The following is a 21,142-nucleotide window of genomic DNA, read 5'->3' as shown; positions in this document are numbered from 1 at the left end:
TAGGGGAGGGGTTTCATGCTGGAGCAGTACGGTTTGATCCTGGCGCTAGGCTGCGCCGTCATCGCGATCCTTTACGGCATCGTGTCCGCGCGCTGGATCAGCGCACAACCCGCCGGCAACCAACGCATGCAGGAGATCGCCGGCGCGATCCAGGAAGGCGCGCGCGCCTATCTCAATCGCCAATACACCACCATCGCCGTCGCCGGCGCGGTGTTGTTCGTACTGATCGGGCTGTTCCTCAACTGGCATACCGCGATCGGCTTCCTGCTCGGCGCGGTGCTGTCCGGCGCCGCCGGCTACATCGGCATGAACGTGTCGGTGCGCGCCAACGTGCGCACCGCCGAAGCCGCGCGCAAGGGCATGGGCCCGGCGATGGACGTGGCGTTCCGCGGCGGCGCGATCACCGGCATGCTGGTGGTCGGCCTGGGCCTGCTCGGCGTGGCCGGCTACTGGCTGGTGCTGGCCAAGCTCGGCGTCACCGGCGAGAAAGCGCTGCACGCGCTGGTCGGCCTGGCGTTCGGCTCGTCGCTGATCTCGATCTTCGCACGCCTGGGCGGCGGCATCTTCACCAAGGGCGCCGACGTCGGCGCCGACCTGGTCGGCAAGGTCGAAGCCGGCATCCCCGAAGACGACCCGCGCAACCCGGCGGTGATCGCCGACAACGTCGGCGACAACGTCGGCGACTGCGCCGGCATGGCCGCGGACCTGTTCGAAACCTATGCGGTCACGGTCATCGCGACGATGCTGCTCGGCGGCCTGATGGCGAGCACGGTCGGCGCCAACGGCGTGCTGTACCCGCTGGTGCTCGGCGGCGTGTCGATCATCGCCTCGATCATCGGCGCGTTCTTCGTGAAGGTTAAGGCCGGCGGCTCGATCATGGGCGCGCTGTACAAGGGCGTGATCGTGTCGGCGGTGCTGGCGGCGATCGCGTTCTACCCGATCACCACCGAACTGATGCGCGACACCAGCGTCGGCCCGATGAACCTGTACTGGTGCGCGCTGATCGGCCTGGTCCTGACCGGCGCGATCGTGTGGATCACCGAGTACTACACCGGCACCCAGTACGGCCCGGTCAAGCACGTCGCGCAGGCCTCCACCACCGGCCACGGCACCAACATCATCGCCGGCCTTGGCGTGTCGATGAAGTCGACCGCGCTGCCGGTGATCGCGGTGTGTCTGGCGATCTGGGGCGCGCACGCGCTCGGCGGGCTGTACGGCATCGCCATCGCCGCGACCTCGATGCTGTCGATGGCCGGCATGATCGTCGCGCTCGACGCCTACGGCCCGATCACCGACAACGCCGGCGGCATCGCCGAGATGGCCGAGCTGCCGCCGGAGATCCGCGACATCACCGACCCGCTCGACGCGGTCGGCAACACCACCAAGGCGGTGACCAAGGGCTACGCCATCGGCTCGGCCGCGCTGGCCGCGCTGGTGCTGTTCGCCGACTACACCCACAACCTGCAGACCGCGCATCCGGGCAAGCTGTTCGCGTTCGACCTGTCCGACCACATGGTCATCATCGGCCTGCTGATCGGCGGCCTGATCCCGTACCTGTTCGGCGCGATGGCGATGGAAGCGGTCGGCCGCGCGGCCGGCGCGGTGGTCGAGGAAGTGCGGCGCCAGTTCCGCGACATCGCCGGGATCATGGAAGGCACCGGCAAGCCGCAGTACGACAAGGCGGTGGACATGCTGACCAAGTCGGCGATCAAGGAAATGATCGTGCCGTCGCTGCTGCCGGTCGCGGTGCCGGTCGTGGTCGGCCTGCTGCTCGGCCCGAAAGCGCTCGGCGGCCTGCTGATCGGCACCATCGTCACCGGCATCTTCGTCGCGATCTCGATGACCACCGGCGGCGGCGCCTGGGACAACGCCAAGAAGTACATCGAGGACGGCCACCACGGCGGCAAGGGTTCGGAAGCGCACAAGGCCGCGGTCACCGGCGACACCGTCGGCGACCCGTACAAGGACACCGCCGGCCCGGCGATCAATCCGCTGATCAAGATCATCAACATCGTCGCGCTGCTGCTGGTGCCGTTGCTGCCGGTCGGCGACGTGCGCGGGCAGGACGAGGTCGCGGCGCAGGCGGCCGTCGCCACGGCCGCGGCGCACGACGCCCAAGCCAGCGCGGACGCGGCATCGGCGGCGGGCGCTTCCGCCGCCAGCAGCGCGATTTCGGCCGGCGCGGCCGACGCGGCCGGCACGGGCAACGCAGACAGCGCCTTGCCCGCGAGCGACCACGTCAAGCTCTACTTCGACCTGGGCTCCTCGCAGTTGCCGCAGACCGCCGCCGGCGATCTCGGCGGCGTGCTCCAGGCGCTGCAGGCCAAGGCCGACGCCAAGGCGCGCATCTCCGGCTTCCACGACGAGTCCGGCAGCGCCGCGACCAATGCCGAACTGGCCAAGCAGCGCGCGCAGGCGGTCAAGCAGTGGCTGCAGGAACAAGGCATCGCCAGCGAGCGCATCGAACTCGACAAGCCGGCGGTGACCGAAGGCGGCGGCGACGCCCGGGAAGCGCGGCGGGTCGAAGTCAGCGTCGAGTAAATCATTGCGTCGAACGAAAACGGCGGCCCTGGGCCGCCGTTTTCTTTTGCGCGCACGGTCGCGCTTTGGCGCACACTAGCGCCCTTCTCTAGCAAGGACCGCTGCGATGCGCCTTCCGTTGTTGCCTTTACTGTTGTTCGCCGCGCTCGCCGCCTGCTCCCAGGCCCCGACCGCCAACGCCAACGACGGCGCCGACCTGACCGCCGCGCGCGCCGCGGCGCCGGCCGAAACCGCGCGCGGCACGCAAGAGGGCAGCGCCGTTCCTGCGCCGCCGCCTGGCGTGCTGCAGTTGGTGCATTACCGCGCCGAACCCGGCGAACTGGCCGCCTACCTGACGCCGCGTCCGGCGCAGCCGGGCAAGCATCCGGCGATCGTTTGGCTCACCGGCGGCGACAGCAACACGCTCGGCGATGTATGGAGCCCGCAATCGCGCGACAACGATCAGAGCGCCGCGGCCCTGCGCCAGGCCGGCATCGTGGTGATGTATCCCTCGCTGCGCGGCGGCAACGACAACCCGGGCCTGCGCGAAGGCTTCTACGGCGAAGTGCGCGACGTACTCGCCGCGGCCGATTATCTGGCCAAGCTCGATTACGTCGACCCGCAGCGCATCTATCTCGGCGGCCACAGCACCGGCGGCACCCTGGCGCTGCTGGTGGCGCAGAGCGATGCGCGCTTCCGCGCGGTGTTCGCGTTCGGTCCGACCGACGATGTCGCCGGCTACGGCGGGCGCTTCGTGCCCGCGGGCCTGACCGAAGAACAACGGCGCCTGCGTTCGCCGGGGTACTGGCTGGAGTCGATCCGCAGCCCGGTGTTCGCGTTCGAAGGCGACCACGACAGCAACTTCGAAGCCCTGCAGGCGATGCGCCGGGCCAACCGCAACCCGCTGGCGCATTGGTACCTGGTGCCGCGCACGGATCACTTCAGCGTGCTGGCGCCGACCAGCGAACTGATCGCGCGCAAGATCCTGGCCGATACCGGCGCGCGCAGCGCGATCGCGTTCGAGCCCGCGGAGTTGGACGCGTTGGTGCGCTGAGGCCACACCGGGAAGGAAAGCATCGGGACTGAAATCCGTCCCACGGAGGCGTCGGCTGCGGCCTCGGCTCCTTCCCGCTGGCGAGGGCCCCTGCCCCATGGCCTGTGCGAAGGCAGCCCGCGATGCGCGCGGGCTGCCTTCGATCCCCAAGGTTGCGCGCTGCGAACCGCAGCGGCGCGGTTACAGGCTGTAGCTCGGCCGGTCCGGCAATCCGAGTTCGGCGCGCAAACCATTCTCGGTGAGGTGGTCGGGATTGGCCGTGGTCTTGGGCGTGTTCGGGTCGCCGTCGAAGTCGTAGGCCGGCGCGCTGGTCTCCAGCCCCACCGCCTGGCGTTCGGCGTTGGGCACCTGGCCGTCGTCCGGCCCGGTGCCGCGATACGTGCCCTGCTGGAACGTGCCGTTGACGCCGTTGTAGGCGTGCGACATCTCGTGGTACAGCACCACCGCCGGCGCCGGGAATTCGGCCATGTGGAACGACGGGTTGTAGCTGATCTGCACGTCGCCGCCCTGACCCGGCCTGCCGTTGACGATGTCGGCGTCGTTGCTGAAGGTCTGGGCGTAGCCGTTCTGCTCGTTGGCCAGTTCCTTGATGGTCACGCTGTTGCCGCGCGCGGCGGCTTGGTCGAATTCGGCGAGCATGCGCTGGCCGTTCGGCGAGCTGCGCAGGAAATCGATCTCGGCGCCGACGCGCTGCTTGAACGCGTCGGAGCCTTCGATGGTCACGCCCTTGGCCGCGCCGATCTCGACGTTGACCACGGTGTTGCGCGCGCCGCCGTTGGCGTTGATCAGGTCCATCGCGCTCTGCGCGTACACGGTGTCGTTGCCGGACTGGTTGTCGACCGTGTCCTTGCCGGCGCCGGTGTAGACCGCATCGTCGCCCTGGCCGCCGCGCAAGGTGTCGTCGTCGAGGCCGCCGGACAGCATGTCGTGGCCGGCGCCGCCGTCGAGTTCGTCGTTGCCGCGCCCGCCTTCGAGGAAATCGACGCCGTCGCCGCCGAGCAGGCAGTCGGCGCCGTCGCCGCCGTAGACCACGTCGTCGCCGGCGCCGGCGTCGAGGATGTCGTCGCCGCTGTTGCCGAACAGGTCGTCGCGGCCCGCGCCGGTGCTGATGCGGTCGTTGCCGAGGCCGCCGTCGACGCGGTCGTTGCCGGCGCCGGTGGTCACCGTATCGTCGCCGGCGCCGGCATCGACCACGATATTGACCTTGACGTTCGGCGCGACGGTGATGACGTCGTTGCCGTCGCCGCTGCGCAGGGTCAGTTCCTGGTTCTCGGTCAGGCGCAGCGCGTATCGCTCGCCGTTGACGCCGACATCGAGGGTGCCGTCGTCGCGCTGGGTCACCCGCACGTCGTCGTTCTTGCCGCCGGTGGTCAGCACGATCTGGTCGGCGCTGACGTACTGGCGGCCGCCGCCGGCGTCGGCGAGGGTGCGTTCGCGCGAGATCGACACTTCGCCGCCGTCGTGCAGCGGATCGATCTGCACCGGTTTGCCGTCGGGCGTGCTGCCCTGGGTGCGTTGCTGCGGGTTGGTCGCGCCGCCGTCGATCTCGACCGTGCCGTCGGCGGCGAGGCTCGCGGTCGGCGCGGGCGCGGCGAACAGCGCCATCGGCTCGGGCGTCACCTGCCGGTTCGGGTCGGACGCGGCCGGGTTGTCCCAGTAAGCATCGGCCTGCGGCGGCGGCGCGGGGCGGGTGGCGTCGAGCTGTACGGACATGAGCGGAACCTGCGCGAATGGAATCGAGGTTCCTGGATACGCACAGGTATGGCCGCGGCCAAGCTAGCGCGGACCCGAGCTAGGGTCGGCCCCAGGCGGTTGCGGAACGGACTTCAGCGCCGAAGCTTTCGGCTCAGGTCGCTGGTCGGTCCATCGCGTCGGATCGAAAAGCATCGCGCCTGAAGGCCCTTCCCCACCACCGCACCGAACCCGCTCAGCGCACTTCGATCTCGTACAGCCGCGTCGCCGGATCGGCCGGATCCTGCGCCGGCTGGCTGACCTCCAGCCGCACGTAGCGCGCCCAGGCCGGCGCGATCGCGTGCGTGCGCACGTCGTCGCGGTTGTCGCGTACCGCGACGACCTGCCGCCACCGCTTGCCGTCTTCGGACAAGGACACGGTGTAGGCGCGGGTGTTCATCGCCGCCGGCTCGCCGCCCGCGCCGGCGTGCTTGAGCACGATCTCGCGCACCTGCCGGCGCGCTTGCAGGTCGACCTGCAACCACGCCGGCCGCTGCAGCGTGCAGAACTTGTGTTCGGTCTTGCTGCTCAGGCGGCCGTCGACGGCCTTGACCGCTTCCTCGCCCGGCTTGCAGATCGGCGAGCCCGTCGTCGGCCGATGCAAGGCGAAGTTTTCCGCGGCCGAGGCGTTCAAGGCCAGCGCGATCAGCGCCATCGACACCATCGCCGCCATCGTTCGTTTCATGCCGTTCCCTGCCGTTGCGCCAGCCATTCGCGTTTGCTCTCCAGTGCGGTCTTGTAGCGCCCGTCGTGGCTCCAGCCCGGCGGCATCAGCAGGTAGCGCAGCTTGTTGCGCAGGCCCGGCGCGGCGATCACGTCGCGCAGCAGCGCGTGGAACTCGCCCAGGTACGCGTCGAGAAAACTGCCGGGCTTCATCGGCCGGGTGATGCCGTACTCGATGCGGATGTCCTCGCGCTGCGGCTGATACGTGCCGAACACGCGGTCCCACAGGTTCAGCAGGTTGCAGAAGTTGGTGTCCATGTACAGCGGATTGCGCGCGTGATGGACGCGATGGTGCGCGGGCGTGAGGATCCAGCGGTGCAGCCGGCCCAGCCGCCCGTCCTTGAGCGCGTGCTCGCCCAGATGGATGAACTGCCCCCAGAAGCCGTCGATCAGCATGATCAGCAGCAACAGCGGCGGGCTGACCCCGGCCAGGATGCAGATGCTGGTGCGCACGATGTCGGCGTACGGCGCTTCCAGGAACAGATGCGCGTAGTTGACCGACAGGTTCATCGCGGTCGGCGCGTGGTGGGTCGAATGCAGGCACCACAGCAACCGCACCTTGTGCGCCAGGTAGTGGTAGACGAAGTGGGCGAACTCCCACACCACGTAGCCGTACAGCAGCCCCCAGCCGCTGAGCTCGACCTGGAACAGCGCCAGCGGCTGCAACAGCGCGATGCACAGCGCGACCATGCCGAAGCTCAGCACCGCGCCGATCAGGCGGTTGGCGACCAGGGTCAGGAACGGGATCTTGTAGTCCTCGAGCCGGAACTTGCGCTGGACCGCCGCGCGCAGCAGTTCGTAGACCAGCAGGATCGGGATCACCGGAAACAGCAGCGCCTTGACGCCCGCGCCGCTGAGCAGGGCCCGGTAGCCGTCGGCGGCCAGCAGCTCCAGCAACGCGCCCAGGCCGAAGAAGGCGACCAGCTCGTGCAGCGCCTGCGGACCCAGATCCATCGTTACTCCCCGGTTTAGATCGATCCAGGTCGATATAGCCAGGGGCTGGCGGCCGGCTCAAGTGCCGCGCGCAAAACCCGGCCCCAGGGCATTGGACGGCGGCATTGGCGCAATTGGACGGGGCTTCGCCGGGTCCGGGCGGGCCTGCGCAGACAGGCCCGGCGGCGGCCGGATCGGCGCCGAAGCCGGCCGCTTCGCCGCCGTTCGACATTTGCCGCGCGCCGGCCCGGACCTGGGGGCGGCCCCAGGTCCGGCACGCCGCGTGCTGCAACGCAGCAGCCAGACGCGTAAAATGAGGGCCCTTTCATCCATCCGGCCCGCCCCCGCGGGCCTCAGCAGTCGGAGCACACATGGGTCTGGACCACGTCCCCACCGGCAAGAACCCGCCGCACGAGATCAACGTCATCATCGAAATCCCGAAGGATGCCGAGCCGGTCAAGTACGAGGTCGACAAGGCCTCCGGCGCGATCTTCGTCGACCGCATTCTGTCGACCCCGATGCGCTACCCCTGCAACTACGGTTACGTCCCGCACACCGTCTGCGGCGACGGCGATCCGGCCGACGTGCTGGTGGTGCTGCCGCTGCCGCTGATCCCCGGCTCGGTGATCCGCTGCCGCCCGGTCGGCGTGCTGCGCATGAGCGACGAAGCCGGCAGCGACGAGAAGCTGCTGGCGGTGCCGGTCGACAAGGTCTTCGCCGGCTACTCGCACATCCACGACATCGACCAGGTCAGCCCGCACTGGCTCGAGCGCATCGGCCACTTCTTCGAGCACTACAAGGACCTGGAGAAGGGCAAGTGGGTCAAGCTCGACGGCTGGGGCAACGCCGAAGAAGCCAAGAAGATCCTGGTAGAAGCGATCGAGCGCTACGCGGCCGAGGACGACAAGCCGAAGTTCTGAGCGTAAGCCCCGCTCGCGAAAAAGCCGCCTTCGGGCGGCTTTTTTGTTGCCCGCGTCCGCGCAGCTGCGATGCTCCCTGTAGGAGCGGCGCGAGCCGCGACCGCGACAAAACAACTACGGCGAAAATTGCGGCGTAGTTGCTTTGTCGCGGTCGCGGCTCGCGCCGCTCCTACATAAAGCGCAAAAAACTACGGCCCCTTTCGGGGCCGTAGTCGTATCGCATTACCGCAGACGCTTCGATCAGAAGCGCTGGGTGTACTTCATGTACACGAAGCGGCCGATGTCGTAAGCGCCGTTGTAGCTGAAGCCGCCGTTGGGCTGGCTGAACATCGTCTGGCCGGTGTGGTCGAAGACGTTGTTCGCGCCGACCGCCACAGTGGCGTTCCACGGCGTGTTGTAGCGGACCTGCAGGTCGTGGAAGGTGTTGCTGCCCACTTCGCGAACCGGCACCGCGCCCTTGTACGAGGAACGGTAGTTCGGATCCGAGCACTCCTTGCCGCCGTCGAGGTCGTACGCGCACTCTTCCTTCAGGCCGGAGTAGTAGCGGATGCCCCAGCTCGCGCCGAAGTCGCCCCAGCTCCAGTCGGCGTTGAAGTTCGAACGCACGCGGAAGTTGCTCAGGCCGTCGGCGACCCAGCTCGCGCGCTGCTCGACGGGCGTGGTCGACTCGTTGTCGCGCTTGTACTCGGAGTAGTCGACGTAGGTCGTCTTCCAGTTGAACGCGAAGTTGCCGTAACGGGTGTCGGCCAGGCGGTAGGAGATGCCGAGGTCGTAACCCGCGGTTTCCTGGTAGCCGCCGTTGATCAGGGTACGGGTGACGCCGACGACCTGACCCAGGTTGTCCGGATCGGTGTCGCGAACGAAACGGCCGCACGCCGACTGGATGCCGAGCACGTAGCAGTTGTTCAGGATCGAACTCACGGTCTCAGCCGCGATCACGTCTTCGATCTTGATCTTCCACCAGTCCAGGCTGACGTCGAAACCGCTGAACCAGCTCGGGCTGTACACGAAGCCGATGTTGGTCGACTTCGAGGTTTCCGGCTTCAGCAGCGGGTTGGAACCCGACAGGAACGCGCTGTCGGACTGGGCGTTCGGGCCGGTGGCAGGCTTGCCGCCCGAAGCGACCTGGCGGAAGTTCGCCGGGACGTTCGCACCGCAGCGCGCAGCGACCTGCGGGTTGCGCACGGCCGAACCGAACAGGGTGTCGCACGGATCGGTGTAGTTGTCGAAGCTCTCGCCGACGCCGCCGTACAGATCGGCCACGGTCGGAGCGCGGAAGCCGGTGGCGTAGGTGCCGCGGATCAACAGATCGTCGATCGGCTTCCACTTCAGGCTGAACTTGCCGTTGGTGGTGTCGCCGAAGGTGTTGTAGTCGGAGTAGCGGCCGGCGATGTTGAACGACAGTTCCTTCGCGAAGGTCACATCCGACAGCACCGGCACGGCCAGTTCGACGTAGAACTCGTCGAGCGAGTAGCCGCCCTGGGTTTCGCTGCCGGCCAGGTCGCTGCTCAGGCCCGACTGCAGCAGCGCGTCCGGCGAGTAGTGCGCCGATTCCTTGCGGTGCTCGTAACCCGCGGCCAGGCCGAGGTCGCCGGCCGGCAGGGTCGCCAGCGTGCCGCTCAGGTTCAGGCTGTAGACCTCGGTCTTGGTGGTCGAGGTGTCGTGGGTCGGCAGGAACAGGTACTTCTGCAGATCCTTGTTGTTCAACGAACCCGGGCCGGTGACGTCCGGACCCAGCAACGGGTTCCACGCCAGGCAGCCGTCGATCGGGTTGGCGGCGGTGCCGCAACGCGCGACGCCGTTGGCGTCGACGAACGACGGGCCCAGGGCCTTCTCGGCGTTCGGCAGGAACAGGTTGCCGGTGCCGGTCTTGACGCCCTTGTTCTGGTTGTACAGGTAGCTGGCGTCCCAGTCCCAGGTCTTGCCGGCCAGTTCGAACGAACCTTCCAGACCGCCGCTGAAACGGTAGGTGGTCAGCTCGGACTTGGTCTGACGCGGCACTTCCCAGGTACGGCGCATGAAGTTGGCGTCGTAGCCGAGCGGATTGAACGCGCTGTCGCCCTTCAGACTCAGATCGCCGCTATAGCGATCGAAACCGGTCGAGCGGAACGGATAACCGGCGACCTGCTGGGTGGCTTCGCGATCCGTGTACAGGATGTCGGCCTTGGCGCGCAGGTTGTCGGTGATGTCGAACTCGGCGTTGGCGAACACCGAACGACGCTCCAGCGCCGTCGAGAGATACATCTCTTCGTTCGGGTTGGCCTGGTCGGTCAGACCGTTGGTCGGGTGGAAGTTCGAAATCTTGGTGGTATCGGTGGTGCCGCGGTTCGCGGTCCAGCTGTTCTTGTTCGCGTCGATCAGGGTGCCCCACTGATTGATCGCGCTCCAGCCGTTGCTGCGCACGCTGCCTTCCGGGCCGCCCAGGTCGGGGGTCGGGTGGGCGCGGCCGTTCGGGTAGAGGGTGAAGTCGCGGTCGCGGGCGAAGACCGGATCTTCCTTGCTGTACTCGGCGCCCAAGGTCACCGAACCGCGCTCACCGGTCTGGCCGATGACGAAGTTGTAGACCTCCTTGTTGCCGTCGCCCTGGCCGTACTGGCCGATGTAGGCGCTGCCTTCGAGGCCGTCGAAACGCTTGCGGGTGATGATGTTGACCACGCCGGCGATGGCGTCGGAGCCGTACAGCGCCGAGGCGCCGTCGGTCAGCACTTCGATGCGCTCGACGATCGAGCTGGGGATCGACGCCAGGTCGGAATAACCGGCCGAGCTGATGCCCATGCGCTTGCCGTCGATCAGCACCAGGGTGCGCTGCGGGCCGAGGCCGCGCAGGTCGACGTACTGGCCGCCCACTTCTTCGCCCGAGGCGAGCGCGTCGGAACGCGAGATCGCCGGCGAACCGGTGGCGGTGATGTTCTGGACGATGTCGGCGACCGAAGTGAAGCCTTGCTTCTGGATTTCGGCGCGGGTCATGGTGACGACCGGCTGCGACGTCTCCAGGTTGGCCTGGCGAATGCGCGAACCGGTCACCTCGATGCGATCGAGAGTGGTCGGGTTCTTGGAGGCGTCGGCTTCTTGTGCGCCGGCGATCGCCGGGACCAGAGCGGACACGAGCGCTGCGGCGATGGCGGACGGCAGAACGCCGTACCGCGCCGTGGGGCGCAGACTACGATGGTTCATCTATCTCTCTCCAGTAATCTCGTTATAGGCGTGTTAAAACGCCATGCAAAAGTACGTTCCAACTCCCCGCACTGCTTTGCGGTTGGCAGCGGGAGACTTTGCGCAGTCGGTCGTAGAGGCCACTGTCATCGCATCGAAAGCCTCGCGTCGCGAGCGTCAAATGTGATGAATTCCAGGTGTTTTTGACCGATTGCGTCGGAGTCGGCGAATCGCGTCGCATGCACGCGAACGCTTTGCATCGCATTGCGTCGCATCTTGCCGATTCGGTGCGATGGCTTTGCATCGCGTCTTTGCACAACGAGCCTGATCGCGGCAAAGCCGCTGATTCGTGGCGTTTGCGCTGCATACGCAGCCGGCGCGATGCGTATAGAAACAGCGCACGCATCGAGGTTCGCGCGCTGCCGACATGAGCATTCGCGACGCGTCGTATAGACAAACTATGTGCGCACGACGCAGCTGTATCGCGCTCATCGCGGCGATCGCGCCGGCATCGCGTGTGGCGGGCTGAACGATTCGTTCAGTCGCGCGCTCGCGCCGCACGCGCGCAGCGACGCGCTCGCGCGAGGAACGCGTTTGTATAAGCAAGGTGTAAGCGGCGCGCCGATGCGCGCGCATGCTGAACGATTCGTTCACGCGCATGGCGAAGCGATGCATCGCATGCGATGCCTGAACGCTTCGTTCATACGGATGCCGCAGCGCCGCCGATCGCAAGCGCCGATGCGCAGCGGCGCGAGTCGCACGCGCGAATCGACAAGGTCAGGAAACAGAGGAATCGCCGGCACAGCGGCGCGGCGCGCGCCAGCGGCGCATCGAGTGGCGCCGAGGCTCGGCTGCGCGCGATGCGCGCAGTCGAAACCTCGGCGTTGCTCGGGTAGTGCGGAGTCCGGCCTGTTGGGGGAGGCGGCTGGCGGTATCGGCCTGGCGGTGGTCCCGGAGCGGATCGGCGCGACTGTACGGAGCGAATCGGCGGATCGGTTCGGGCGGGCCGGATACTGCGGGCTCGTGGCTTGCGTTTGCTGCGTTACGGATGTCGCTTTACGAATGTCGCTTCGGATCGTACTGCGCGGCCGGCAACGGCCGTTTCGGAACTTTCTTCGGTGTTTCGCAACGCTTTCGTCGTCCGCTCAGCTCGCCATCGCCAGCTTGCGCAACGGCACCACGGCCGGCTTGGCGGCTTCGGCGGCCTTGGCGCTGGCCGCGGCGCTGCGATAACGCGTGGCCGACGTGCCGAAGCGGGCGCGGAAGGCGCGGGCGAAGCTGCAGCAGTTGTCGAAACCGCTGGCCGCGGCGACCTCGCCGATCATCATCGAGGTGTTCTTCAACAAGTCCGCAGCGTGTTCCAGGCGCATGCGCGCCGAGGCGGCCTGGGGGCTCTCCTCGTACAGGCTGTGGAAGGTCTTGGAGAAGTACCAGCTCGAGAAGCTGGTCAGCTCGGCCAGTTCGCTGATCCGCACGACCCGGTCGCAATTGCCTTCCAGGTACAGGCGGGCGCGCTGGAGGCGGCCGAAGACCTGACGCTTGCGGCTGCGCGAACGGCCCGGGCAACGCTGGATGCGCGCGGTCAGCTCGCGCTGGACGCCGGCCAGGTGCAGCAGGATCGGACGCAGGGCGTTGAGATCGAAACCGGCGTCGGCCTCGCTGTTGCGCGCGCTGGCCTGGCGCCACAGGCGCAGGGCGATGCGGGCGTCGTGGCGGTTCATGCGGCCGCGGCCGGCGTACAGGCTGCTGTCGGCCAGACGGGCCATCGCCTTGATCGCGTCCGGGGTCAGGTTGAGGCCGACGCAGACGCCGTAGCGGTCCGCTTGCAGCACCGGCTTGGAGTCGCGTTCGAACGCGATCCAGTCGCCGCGCTTGAGCCGGAACTTGCCCTCTTTGGCTTCAACCCACGAGCTGCCGCGCAACTGCACCCAGATCGAGAAGTGAGTACCGGACAACTGAACGCTGCCCAGTCGCGAGACGCCGACGCAACTTGCCTGAACGGATTGGTCCTGCGCGTCCAGCTGCATCAGCTGTCCGCGATCCGCCCACAATGCTTGCTCCATTGGTCCACCTCATTTGCGGGGTATGAGGTTTTTATTTGCGCGAGCAACGACCGCGGGCGCCGGAAATTTGACGGAGAGTTAGCCGAATTCGGCACGACGTCACATCCGATGAACTTCCGAAAGCACTTTCTCTAGTCGGATCAATCAGTTGAGCCAGCCCGGCACGAAGGTCTTCGGCTCCTCGGGCAGGTCCATGTAACCGATATCGGCGCCATCCCACTTGGCCAGGGCCAGATACACGGTGTCGCCGCGCGGACTCAGGCTGAATCCATTGATCGCCGAACGCCGGCTTTGGTCCAGGCACAGGGCCGACGGCGGCAGCTCCGGCGTCGCGATCCGGCGCATCAGCGACAGGCAGGTCGGCTGCTGGTCCATGTAGCGCAGGTCGCCGGTGGCGCTGGCCACGTCCCACAGCCGGTAGCGGTCGGCGACCGGCTCGCTGTCGTCGACCTGGCGGATGCTGGCCGCGCTCAGGGCCAGATCGGCCTGCCACAGCCCGGCCTGGGTCTGGCGCGCGAACAGCAGGCGGTTGTGGGCCGGGTCGGCCTTGCCCTCGGCCACGTCGTCGATCGCCGCGACCAGCTTCCACGGGGAGACGCTGCGGTCGAACAGGCTCAGGCGCAGACGGCCGTCGCCGGCGCCGGCCAGGACCAACAGCCGATTCGGATCCGGCAGCTGCATGGCCTGGATCGGTTCGTCGACCGGCACCGGCAAGCGGGTGACCCGCCCGCTGGCCGGCACGATCTCGAACACCGCATTGCGCCCTTCCGGATCCGGCCCGACCACGGTCACCCGGGTGCTGTCGGCCGACCACGAAGCGCCGTAGCGGGTGCCCGGGGTCACCCCCGGCAGCATGCGCAGCGAATCGGGCTGCTCCAGGTCGGCCCACCACAGGTGGTTGCTGCCGGAGCGGTCGGAGAAGAACACGATCTGGCGCCCGTCCGGCGCCGCCGCCGGCAACATGTCGCGCGCCGACGACGGGAACAGCGGGTCGACCACGTGCACCGCGCCCTTGGAGGTATCGCCGAGCACCACCCGGAACAGGCCGAAGTAAGGCTTGCGCTGGACGAAGGCCGCGGCCGGGCGCGAGGCCGCGACCGCCGGGAACTGCGCCGACTCGATGCCCAGGTCGCGGGCCTGGCCGGTTTCCAGGTCCAGGCGGAACAGCCGGGTGTCGCCGTCGATCATGCGGCCGAACAGGATGCTGCGGTTGTCCGGCAGCCAGTCCCAGCCGCGCACGTCGGCGCTGAGCTGGCTCAGCCGCTCGGCCGTGCCGCCTTCGGCCGGCAGGCGCCAGAAATCGCCTTGCGGGTTGTTGCGCAGGAACACGATCCAGCGCCCGTCGGGCGAGAACCGCGGCGACAGGTCGAGGTTGCCGGCGCCGGGGCGGTACGGCACCGCGCGCCATTCGCCGCTGGCCAGGTCGAGCACGCGCATGCCGACCATGCCCTGCGGGGTCTGCATGCTGCCGAAGATCAGGCCGCGGCCGTCGGGAGTCCATTCGAAGGTCGGCGGATTGCGCGGGTCGCACTCGCCGACCTCGCGCTCGGCGCCGCCGTTGGCGGCGATCATCAGCACCTTGCACATGCGCGCCGGGTCGACCCGCAGGAACGCGATCGAGCGGCCGTCCGGCGACCACGCCGGCATGCTGTCCTCGGCCAGCCCGCTGGGCCGGGTCAGCTGGCGCGGCGGGGTCTGGTCGGTGGTCTGGACCAGGATCGCGGTGCCGCGCTGGCCTTCGGGAATGGCGACGTAGGCGACCAGGGCCGCGTCCGGCGACAGGGTCGGCTGGACTTCGAAGCCGGGCATCGAGGTGATCAGGCGGTACGGCCGCGGCGTGCCGGCGACCCGCGCCGGGTCGACCGGCGCCGGCGTCGCGCCGGGCGCGTGCGACTGCCGCGCCAGCGACCACCACACCAGCGCGACCACCAGCACCAGCACGGTCGCGACCGCGCCGACGATCGAGCGCCAGGTGCCGCGCGGACGCGGCTGGTTCGGCAACGGCACCGGGTCGATCCGCTCGGGCGCAGAGGCTGACGCGGAAGCGGAGGCGGCGGGGCTGTCGGCGAAGGCCGTCTCCGCCATCGACTCCGGGGCCGCGTTGCCGCCGGCGCCGGCTTCAGCGCCGGCCGCCGACTCCGGCACCAGCCAGCGCACTTTGGCCAGCAGGCGGTAGCCGTTCTTGGCGATGGTTTCGATGTAGCGCGGATTGCCGCGGTCTTCGTCGAAGGCCTTGCGCAACTGGGTCACCGCCTGGGTGACCACGTCGTCGGTCGGCAAGGTGTCGGGCCAGACCTCGGCCAGCAGCGCGTCGCGGCTGACCACGCGGTCGGCGTGATCGACGAGCACGAGCAGCACGCCCATCGCCTTGGGCGTGATCCGGCGCGGCCGACGCGCCCCCGGCGCGCGGATTTCGCGCAAGGGGATGTCGACCACGCAATCGCCTACCCGCAGATGCTCGGCGGGCAAGGGCGGCGTCGATGGCTCGTGGGTTCGCGGCATGAATCCTGCTGATGGTGCGCACTTGCCCGCGGTTGGTCATGTGCCTGAACGCCTAGGCGCAAGACCGACCAACCGACATATCCGGCATGGCGCGGTGGCGCGATCGGAAAGGCGCGCCGTCACTGCTTGTTCTAGCCGCCTATTCTAGCGCCGGGGAAAGGCGCTACGACCGTCGCACAACGCCGCAGGGGCGTTTTCGGCGCCGACAGGCCGAAACGTATCGTTCCAAAAGGCACTTCGCGCCGTGTATTTATCTGTAACCCATCGCTTGCGCAGCGCTCGCGGCGCCACGCTGCCGACAAAGCTTAACGCGGAGTCATTTCAACTTCGTTCAGCGCCGCAGGCTATTCCGGCCCGGCGCGGGGCTTATCTGCGCAGGCTTCGCCGGCGCCGCCTTCACGGGCGCTGGTGGCGCAGCATGGTCAGCCCGATCAGCCGCGACACCACCGCGGCGATATAGCCGACCCCGGCGAACTGCTCGAACATCGTCAGCACCCGCGCCGCCGGCGACATCGGCAGGATGTCGCCGAGCCCGACCGCCGACAGGTTGGTGAAACTCAGGAACAGCAGTTCCAGCCACGTGCGCGGCTCGCCCGGGCGTTGCGCGCCGACGAAGCTGTCCGGATACCAGGCCTGGCAGACCAGGAACGCGTAGGCGAAACCCCAGGCCAACAGGGTGAAGGTCGCGCCGGCCGCGAACAGTTCGTCGGCGGTGACCTTGTGGTCGCTCATCATGTACGCGATCAGCGCGCCGGCCGCGTAGAAATACAGCGCCGCCTCCAGCGCCGACGACAGCACCAGCAGGCCGGGACTGTCGGCCAGCACCGACAGCAGCGACAACGCGAACGCCGGCACCGCGATGATCCAGGCGATCCACTTGATCGCCGGACTGCGGTTGACCACCCACACCGCCAGCGCCAGCACCAGCACGCCGAACGCGCCGAACACCACGCGCCCGCCGCCGGCCGGTTCGAACAGCGGATACACCGCCAGGCTCAGCAACTGCGCCGCCAGCAGGAACGCCGACGGGTGGCGGCGGGCGATGGCGCGCCATTTGAGGGAGGCGTAGCTGGTCATGGGTCGAAGGCCGCGCGCTGAGGTCGGAAGAAAAAGAAAGCCGGGCACAGCATGCCCGGCTTCGCTTCGGTTCTCACCCACCCTGCCCCGCGTCGCCACGGCCGCCCCCTGTAGGAGCGGCGCGAGCCGCGACCGCGACAACGCAGTCACGGCGCAACCTGCGGCGCAGTTGCGTTGTCGCAGTCGCGGCTCGCGCCGCTCCTGCAGGGAGCCAGCGCTTAGGCCCGGTGATACACCTCGGCGCCCTGCGCGCGGAACTCCGCCGACTTCTCCGCCATGCCCTCGTCGACCGCCGCGCTCTCGTCCAGGCCGTGTTCCTTGGCGTAGTCGCGCACGTCCTGGGTGATCTTCATCGAGCAGAAGTGCGGGCCGCACATCGAGCAGAAGTGGGCGACCTTGTGCGCCTGCTTGGGCAGGGTCTCGTCGTGGTATTCGCGCGCGCGCTCCGGGTCCAGGCCGAGGTTGAACTGGTCTTCCCAGCGGAACTCGAAGCGCGCCTTGCTCATCGCGTTGTCGCGCGCCTGCGCGCCCGGATGGCCCTTGGCCAGGTCGGCGGCGTGGGCGGCGATCTTGTACGCCATCAGCCCTTCGCGCACGTCGTGCTTGTTGGGCAGGCCCAGGTGCTCCTTCGGCGTCACGTAGCACAACATCGCGGTGCCGTACCAACCGATCATCGCCGCGCCGATCGCCGAAGTGATGTGGTCGTAGCCCGGCGCGATGTCGGTGGTCAGCGGGCCGAGGGTGTAGAACGGCGCCTCGCCGCACACCTCCAGCTGCTTGTCCATGTTTTCCTTGATGAGCTGCATCGGCACGTGGCCGGGGCCCTCGATCATGGTCTGCACGTCGTGCTTCCAGGCGATCTGGGTCAGCTCGCCGAGCGTTTCCAGCTCGCCGAACTGGGCCGCGTCGTTGGCGTCGGCGATCGAGCCCGGACGCAGGCCGTCGCCGAGCGAGAAGGCCACGTCGTAGGCCTTCATGATCTCGCAGATGTCTTCGAAGTGGGTGTAGAGGAAATTCTCCTTGTGGTGCGCCAGGCACCACTTGGCCAGGATCGACCCGCCGCGCGAGACGATGCCGGTGACGCGCTTGGCGGTCAGCGGCACGTAGCGCAGCAAGACGCCGGCGTGGATGGTGAAGTAGTCCACGCCCTGCTCGGCCTGTTCGATCAGGGTGTCGCGGAAGATCTCCCAGGTGAGTTCTTCGGCGCGGCCGTCGACCTTCTCCAGCGCCTGGTAGATCGGCACCGTGCCGATCGGCACCGGCGAATTGCGGATGATCCACTCGCGGGTCTCGTGGATGTGCTTGCCGGTCGACAGGTCCATGACCGTGTCGCCGCCCCAGCGCATCGACCACACCAGCTTCTCCACTTCCTCGGCGATGCCCGAGGAGACCGCCGAGTTGCCAATGTTGGCGTTGACCTTGGTCAGGAAGTTGCGGCCGATGATCATCGGCTCGCTTTCGGGGTGGTTGATGTTGTTGGGGATGATCGCGCGGCCGCGGGCGACTTCGTCGCGCACGAATTCCGGGGTGATGATGTTCTGGATGTCGGCGCCGAAGCTGTGGCCCGGATGTTGCCGCAGCAGGTGCGCTTCGCGGATCGATTCCAGCCGCTGGTTCTCGCGGATGGCGATGTATTCCATCTCCGGCGTGACGATGCCGCGGCGCGCGTAATGCATCTGGGTGACGTTGGCGCCGGCGATCGCGCGGCGCGGCAGCGGACGGTTGCCGAAGCGCACGTGGGCGAGCTTGGGGTCGTGCTCGCGCTGGCGGCCGAATTCCGAGGACAGGCCCTTGAGCAGTTCGGTGTCGCCGCGCTCGGCGATCCAGTTCGCGCGCAGCGGCGCCAGACCGGCGGCCAGATCGATGTGCGCGTCGGCATCGGTGTAGGCGCCGGAGGTGTCGTACACCGCCAGCGGCGCGTTGTCTTCGCCGCCGAAGATGGTCGGGGTGCGGTCCAGCGCGATCTCGCGCATCGGCACGTTCAGATCGGGGCGCGATCCTTGCACATAGATCTTGCGCGAGCCGGGGATCGGGCGGGTGACGTCGGCCGACAACTTCTCGGCTTGCTGGATCAGCTCGGAGGGAACCGCGTTCATGGGAATTCGTCCGCTTTGGAGGGGCTTGTGAGGAAAAGCCGGCCGCACACCTGACGGTGCGGCGCTGCGAGCCGGAGGGCTCGCGCAAAGCGGGCGCGCGGACGCCAAGATCGCGTCCTGCGAAGCTTCCCTACGGCGGTCTCAACCGCATCAGGTTCGAAGGGACTGTCTCAACCGGACGGCCGTTGCGGCCCGTCGCGGTACCCCCGCTTCAGGGGTGCATTAGACCCGGAAACCGGCCCGGGCGCCAATCCCGCCGCCCGCGATCGCGGCCGCGGGCCGGCCCGGACCGCCTTGCCGGCGTCACGCCCGGCCGCTAGCGTGCGCGCATGAACCCGACTCCCTCACGCGCCCGCGCGCTCGCCCTGCTGCCCCTCGCCGCCGCCCTGCTGCTCGGCGGCTGCGTCCTCGGCCATACCGTGCACCCCTCGCCCACGGCCGAACGCGCCGCGAGCCAGACGCGCGCCGAACAGTTGTTCCAGCGCCTGAAGCCGCTGTGCGGCCAGGCCTTCGCCGGCCGCATCGTCGCCGACACGCCGCGCAGCGCCGACGATCCGTTCGGCGGCAAGACCCTGGTCATGCACGTGCGCGGCTGCGAGGCCGACGCCATCCGCATTCCGTTCCACGTCGGCGAGGACCGCTCGCGCACCTGGGTGTTCACGCGCCATCCCGGCGGGCTGCGCTTCAAGCACGACCATCGCCACCGCGACGGCAGCGAGGACGAGTTGACGATGTACGGCGGCGAGCTCAAGCCGCGCGGCGAAGGCGAGCGTTACGAATTCCCCGCCGATCCGGAAAGCCGCGCGCTGTTCCGCCGGCTCGGCCGCGAAGTGTCGGTGCCGAACGTGTGGGCGGTGGAAATCGACGACAAGCGATTCGTCTACGAACTCGCGCGTCCCGGCCGCCTGTTCCGGGTCGAGTTCGATCTGACCCGGCCGCTGCCCGCGCCTCCGCCGCCCTGGGGCGGCTGAAGGCGCGGACCTGCCGCCAGAGAACTCAGTTCGGACCGGGGTTGGTGTAGTAGCCGTAGCAGTAGTTCTGCCCGCCCTTGGTCAGATAGAACCGGCTGCAATTGGTGTCGTAGCTGCTGCCGGTCGCGGTGATGCGATAGCCCGACAGGTACGTGCCGTTGAGGTGGTAGAAGCTGCCGTTCTGCTTCAGCGACCAATGCTCGTGCGGGCCGGTCGAGCTGCCGCCGTTGCACAGCGCCTGCGCCTGGGTATTGGCCGGATTGGCGATGGCGGTGTTCATAGCCACGTTGGCGCCGGTGTTGTACTGGATGTTCATCAGGTGGTAGTAGGTCGTCGACCAGCCGCCGGTGTGCACGATCTCGGCGAAGCACGAGGAATGGCGCTTGAACGAGCCCGCCGCCGACGCCGACACCCAGACGTTGTTCTGGTTGCTGCCCCAACCGCCGCCGAGCGACATGTCGAGCGAGGACATCGGGTAGTTGCCCGAACCGGTGTTGGTGTGCGCGCCGCCGACATGCCAGCGCGCGCCGCGCGGGAACGGGAACTGCAACAGGCCGTTCGGCGACAGCGGCTGCACGTCCGGACCGGCCTTGGCGAAGCGGTCCGACGGCGCCTTGGCCTGGCGCGCCTCGTTGAACAGACGGCCGTAGACCAACTGGAACTCACCGTCGCCGCGCAGCGCGGCCGCCGGCTCGTTGTCGCCGGAGCGCTGGAACAGCGCCTGCAACGGGTTGGCGCGGGCCAGCGTCACCGGGCCCTTGGCGCCGTCGGCATCGCGCTCGTACAGCGATTCGCGCAGCGCCAGCGCCACTTCGCGGGTCTGCGCGCCGAAGCCGTCGGCGCGGGCGAGCTTGCCGAACGGACGCGCCGGCGCGCGCTTGGCGCTGATCGCGCCGCTCTGCTGTTCCATCAACGCGATCAGCACCTTCGGGCTGATGCCGCTGTAGCCGGCCCAGTGCGAGATCTCCTCCGAATGCTTGCGCAGGTGCGGCGCATGCTTGGCCAGATACGCGTCGATGTCGAAGTCGAACATCTCGTCGTAGGAATACACCAGGTCCTCGCCGCTGAGGCCGCGGCCCTGCGCGCTGGCCGTGCCGCCGATCGTTACCAGCGCGCATGCCAGCGCCAGCCCGAGTCCCGCTTTTGCGATCTTCTTCATGGTCTGCTCCCGAGAAAGACGTTTGAAGAGTGGTGGACGGCGCCGCGGCCGCGCAGTCGCAACTGCGCGAAACCGGAACCGCGCGACGTCGGTACGCACGACCGTTCGTCATCGTCGGAACGCTCGCGATCGCCTGTCCGTATGTCGCGAGCCGGCGGACTCTGACCGCGGCCGCCGACGCTGTCGTGCGACGCAGTTCAAATCGGCGCCGCACATGCGCCGGCGCACGGCCATTCCTCA

General features: G+C 68.3%; 14 protein-coding genes, 1 pseudogene and 1 riboswitch. Of the genes and pseudogenes, 6 read left to right on the top strand and 9 right to left on the bottom strand.

The genetic code is table 11. The annotated features are described in order from the left end of the window. Window positions 1–15: 15 nt before the first annotated feature. The 3 genes and pseudogenes from JHW38_RS20890 to JHW38_RS20885 form a co-directional block, all read left to right on the top strand. Window positions 16–2,040: pseudogene (locus JHW38_RS20890) on the top strand (sodium-translocating pyrophosphatase); the annotation flags it as partial. After that, window positions 2,029–2,541 carry an OmpA family protein gene (locus JHW38_RS25595; RefSeq protein WP_242691426.1) on the top strand — a complete coding sequence of 171 codons (513 nt, stop codon included), beginning with the start codon at window positions 2,029–2,031 and terminating at the stop codon, window positions 2,539–2,541. The pseudogene JHW38_RS20890 and the gene JHW38_RS25595, both read left to right, overlap by 12 nt. Window positions 2,542–2,647: 106 nt before the next feature. Next, a complete protein-coding gene (locus JHW38_RS20885) occupies window positions 2,648–3,574 on the top strand; it encodes an alpha/beta hydrolase family protein (RefSeq protein ID WP_207523223.1) in 927 nt (308 codons plus the stop codon). Between the two features lie 180 nt (window positions 3,575–3,754). On the opposite strand, the gene JHW38_RS20880 is transcribed toward JHW38_RS20885, so the two are convergent. The 3 genes from JHW38_RS20880 to JHW38_RS20870 all read right to left on the bottom strand — a co-directional run bounded on the left by JHW38_RS20880 (window position 3,755) and on the right by JHW38_RS20870 (window position 6,982). Then, window positions 3,755–5,287, bottom strand: coding sequence for a M91 family zinc metallopeptidase (locus tag JHW38_RS20880; RefSeq protein WP_207523222.1), 1,533 nt, complete (start codon window positions 5,285–5,287; stop codon window positions 3,755–3,757). Window positions 5,288–5,501: 214 nt separating this feature from the next. Beyond that, window positions 5,502–5,990 carry a discoidin domain-containing protein gene (locus JHW38_RS20875; RefSeq protein WP_207523221.1) on the bottom strand — a complete coding sequence of 163 codons (489 nt, stop codon included), beginning with the start codon at window positions 5,988–5,990 and terminating at the stop codon, window positions 5,502–5,504. Beyond that, window positions 5,987–6,982 carry a sterol desaturase family protein gene (locus JHW38_RS20870; RefSeq protein ID WP_207523220.1) on the bottom strand — a complete coding sequence of 332 codons (996 nt, stop codon included), beginning with the start codon at window positions 6,980–6,982 and terminating at the stop codon, window positions 5,987–5,989. Before JHW38_RS20870 ends, JHW38_RS20875 begins: the two co-directional genes overlap by 4 nt. Before the next feature lie 350 nt (window positions 6,983–7,332). Between JHW38_RS20870 and ppa the strand changes: the two genes are divergently transcribed. Beyond that, complete coding sequence (ppa, locus tag JHW38_RS20865) at window positions 7,333–7,881, top strand: inorganic diphosphatase (protein WP_057946337.1); 549 nt, start codon at window positions 7,333–7,335, stop codon at window positions 7,879–7,881. A 240-nt stretch (window positions 7,882–8,121) separates the two neighbouring features. Here ppa and JHW38_RS20860 read toward each other — a convergent pair whose 3' ends face one another. Beyond that, window positions 8,122–11,055 carry a TonB-dependent receptor plug domain-containing protein gene (locus JHW38_RS20860; protein ID WP_207523219.1) on the bottom strand — a complete coding sequence of 978 codons (2,934 nt, stop codon included), beginning with the start codon at window positions 11,053–11,055 and terminating at the stop codon, window positions 8,122–8,124. A gap of 662 nt (window positions 11,056–11,717) precedes the next feature. Between JHW38_RS20860 and JHW38_RS20855 the strand changes: the two genes are divergently transcribed. Beyond that, on the top strand, window positions 11,718–11,930 hold the full coding sequence (locus JHW38_RS20855) for a hypothetical protein (protein WP_207523218.1): 213 nt from the start codon (window positions 11,718–11,720) through the stop codon (window positions 11,928–11,930). Between the two features lie 249 nt (window positions 11,931–12,179). Here the strand turns inward: JHW38_RS20855 and JHW38_RS20850 are convergent, their stop codons facing one another. The 4 genes from JHW38_RS20850 to thiC form a co-directional block, all read right to left on the bottom strand. Beyond that, entirely contained in the window at window positions 12,180–13,097 is a 918-nt protein-coding gene (locus JHW38_RS20850; RefSeq protein ID WP_207523217.1) for a helix-turn-helix domain-containing protein, read from the bottom strand. 144 nt (window positions 13,098–13,241) lie between these two features. Further along, on the bottom strand, window positions 13,242–15,599 hold the full coding sequence (locus JHW38_RS20845) for a winged helix-turn-helix domain-containing protein (RefSeq protein WP_207523216.1): 2,358 nt from the start codon (window positions 15,597–15,599) through the stop codon (window positions 13,242–13,244). Between the two features lie 396 nt (window positions 15,600–15,995). Next, complete coding sequence (locus JHW38_RS20840) at window positions 15,996–16,676, bottom strand: two pore domain potassium channel family protein (RefSeq protein WP_207523215.1); 681 nt, start codon at window positions 16,674–16,676, stop codon at window positions 15,996–15,998. Window positions 16,677–16,894: 218 nt separating this feature from the next. Next, on the bottom strand, window positions 16,895–18,772 hold the full coding sequence (gene thiC / locus JHW38_RS20835) for a phosphomethylpyrimidine synthase ThiC (RefSeq protein ID WP_207523214.1): 1,878 nt from the start codon (window positions 18,770–18,772) through the stop codon (window positions 16,895–16,897). Between the two features lie 109 nt (window positions 18,773–18,881). Further along, a riboswitch (TPP riboswitch) is annotated at window positions 18,882–18,990 on the bottom strand. A gap of 111 nt (window positions 18,991–19,101) precedes the next feature. Between thiC and JHW38_RS20830 the strand changes: the two genes are divergently transcribed. Beyond that, window positions 19,102–19,743, top strand: a complete 642-nt coding sequence (locus JHW38_RS20830) for a hypothetical protein (protein ID WP_207523213.1) — start codon at window positions 19,102–19,104, stop codon at window positions 19,741–19,743. Window positions 19,744–19,768: 25 nt separating this feature from the next. Here the strand turns inward: JHW38_RS20830 and JHW38_RS20825 are convergent, their stop codons facing one another. After that, entirely contained in the window at window positions 19,769–20,902 is a 1,134-nt protein-coding gene (locus JHW38_RS20825; protein WP_207523212.1) for a M23 family metallopeptidase, read from the bottom strand. Window positions 20,903–21,142: the final 240 nt, after the last annotated feature.

This window comes from Lysobacter enzymogenes (assembly GCF_017355525.1).
In the GTDB taxonomy this organism is placed as follows: domain Bacteria; phylum Pseudomonadota; class Gammaproteobacteria; order Xanthomonadales; family Xanthomonadaceae; genus Lysobacter; species Lysobacter enzymogenes_C.
The sequence above is the reverse complement of the archived record's forward strand: the minus strand, read 5'-3'. Positions and strand labels throughout refer to the sequence as shown.

Bases quoted from the DNA above. Each gene is read 5' to 3' on its own strand.
- JHW38_RS20885 (WP_207523223.1), top strand. From the start codon at position 2,648: ATGCGCCTTCCGTTGTTGCCTTTACTGTTGTTCGCCGCGCTCGCCGCC.
- JHW38_RS20880 (WP_207523222.1), bottom strand. From the start codon at position 5,287: ATGTCCGTACAGCTCGACGCCACCCGCCCCGCGCCGCCGCCGCAGGCC.
- JHW38_RS20875 (WP_207523221.1), bottom strand. From the start codon at position 5,990: ATGAAACGAACGATGGCGGCGATGGTGTCGATGGCGCTGATCGCGCTG.
- JHW38_RS20870 (WP_207523220.1), bottom strand. From the start codon at position 6,982: ATGGATCTGGGTCCGCAGGCGCTGCACGAGCTGGTCGCCTTCTTCGGC.
- ppa (WP_057946337.1), top strand. From the start codon at position 7,333: ATGGGTCTGGACCACGTCCCCACCGGCAAGAACCCGCCGCACGAGATC.
- JHW38_RS20860 (WP_207523219.1), bottom strand. From the start codon at position 11,055: ATGAACCATCGTAGTCTGCGCCCCACGGCGCGGTACGGCGTTCTGCCG.
- JHW38_RS20855 (WP_207523218.1), top strand. From the start codon at position 11,718: ATGCCTGAACGCTTCGTTCATACGGATGCCGCAGCGCCGCCGATCGCA.
- JHW38_RS20850 (WP_207523217.1), bottom strand. From the start codon at position 13,097: ATGGAGCAAGCATTGTGGGCGGATCGCGGACAGCTGATGCAGCTGGAC.
- JHW38_RS20845 (WP_207523216.1), bottom strand. From the start codon at position 15,599: ATGCCGCGAACCCACGAGCCATCGACGCCGCCCTTGCCCGCCGAGCAT.
- JHW38_RS20840 (WP_207523215.1), bottom strand. From the start codon at position 16,676: ATGACCAGCTACGCCTCCCTCAAATGGCGCGCCATCGCCCGCCGCCAC.
- thiC (WP_207523214.1), bottom strand. From the start codon at position 18,772: ATGAACGCGGTTCCCTCCGAGCTGATCCAGCAAGCCGAGAAGTTGTCG.
- JHW38_RS20830 (WP_207523213.1), top strand. From the start codon at position 19,102: ATGAACCCGACTCCCTCACGCGCCCGCGCGCTCGCCCTGCTGCCCCTC.
- JHW38_RS20825 (WP_207523212.1), bottom strand. From the start codon at position 20,902: ATGAAGAAGATCGCAAAAGCGGGACTCGGGCTGGCGCTGGCATGCGCG.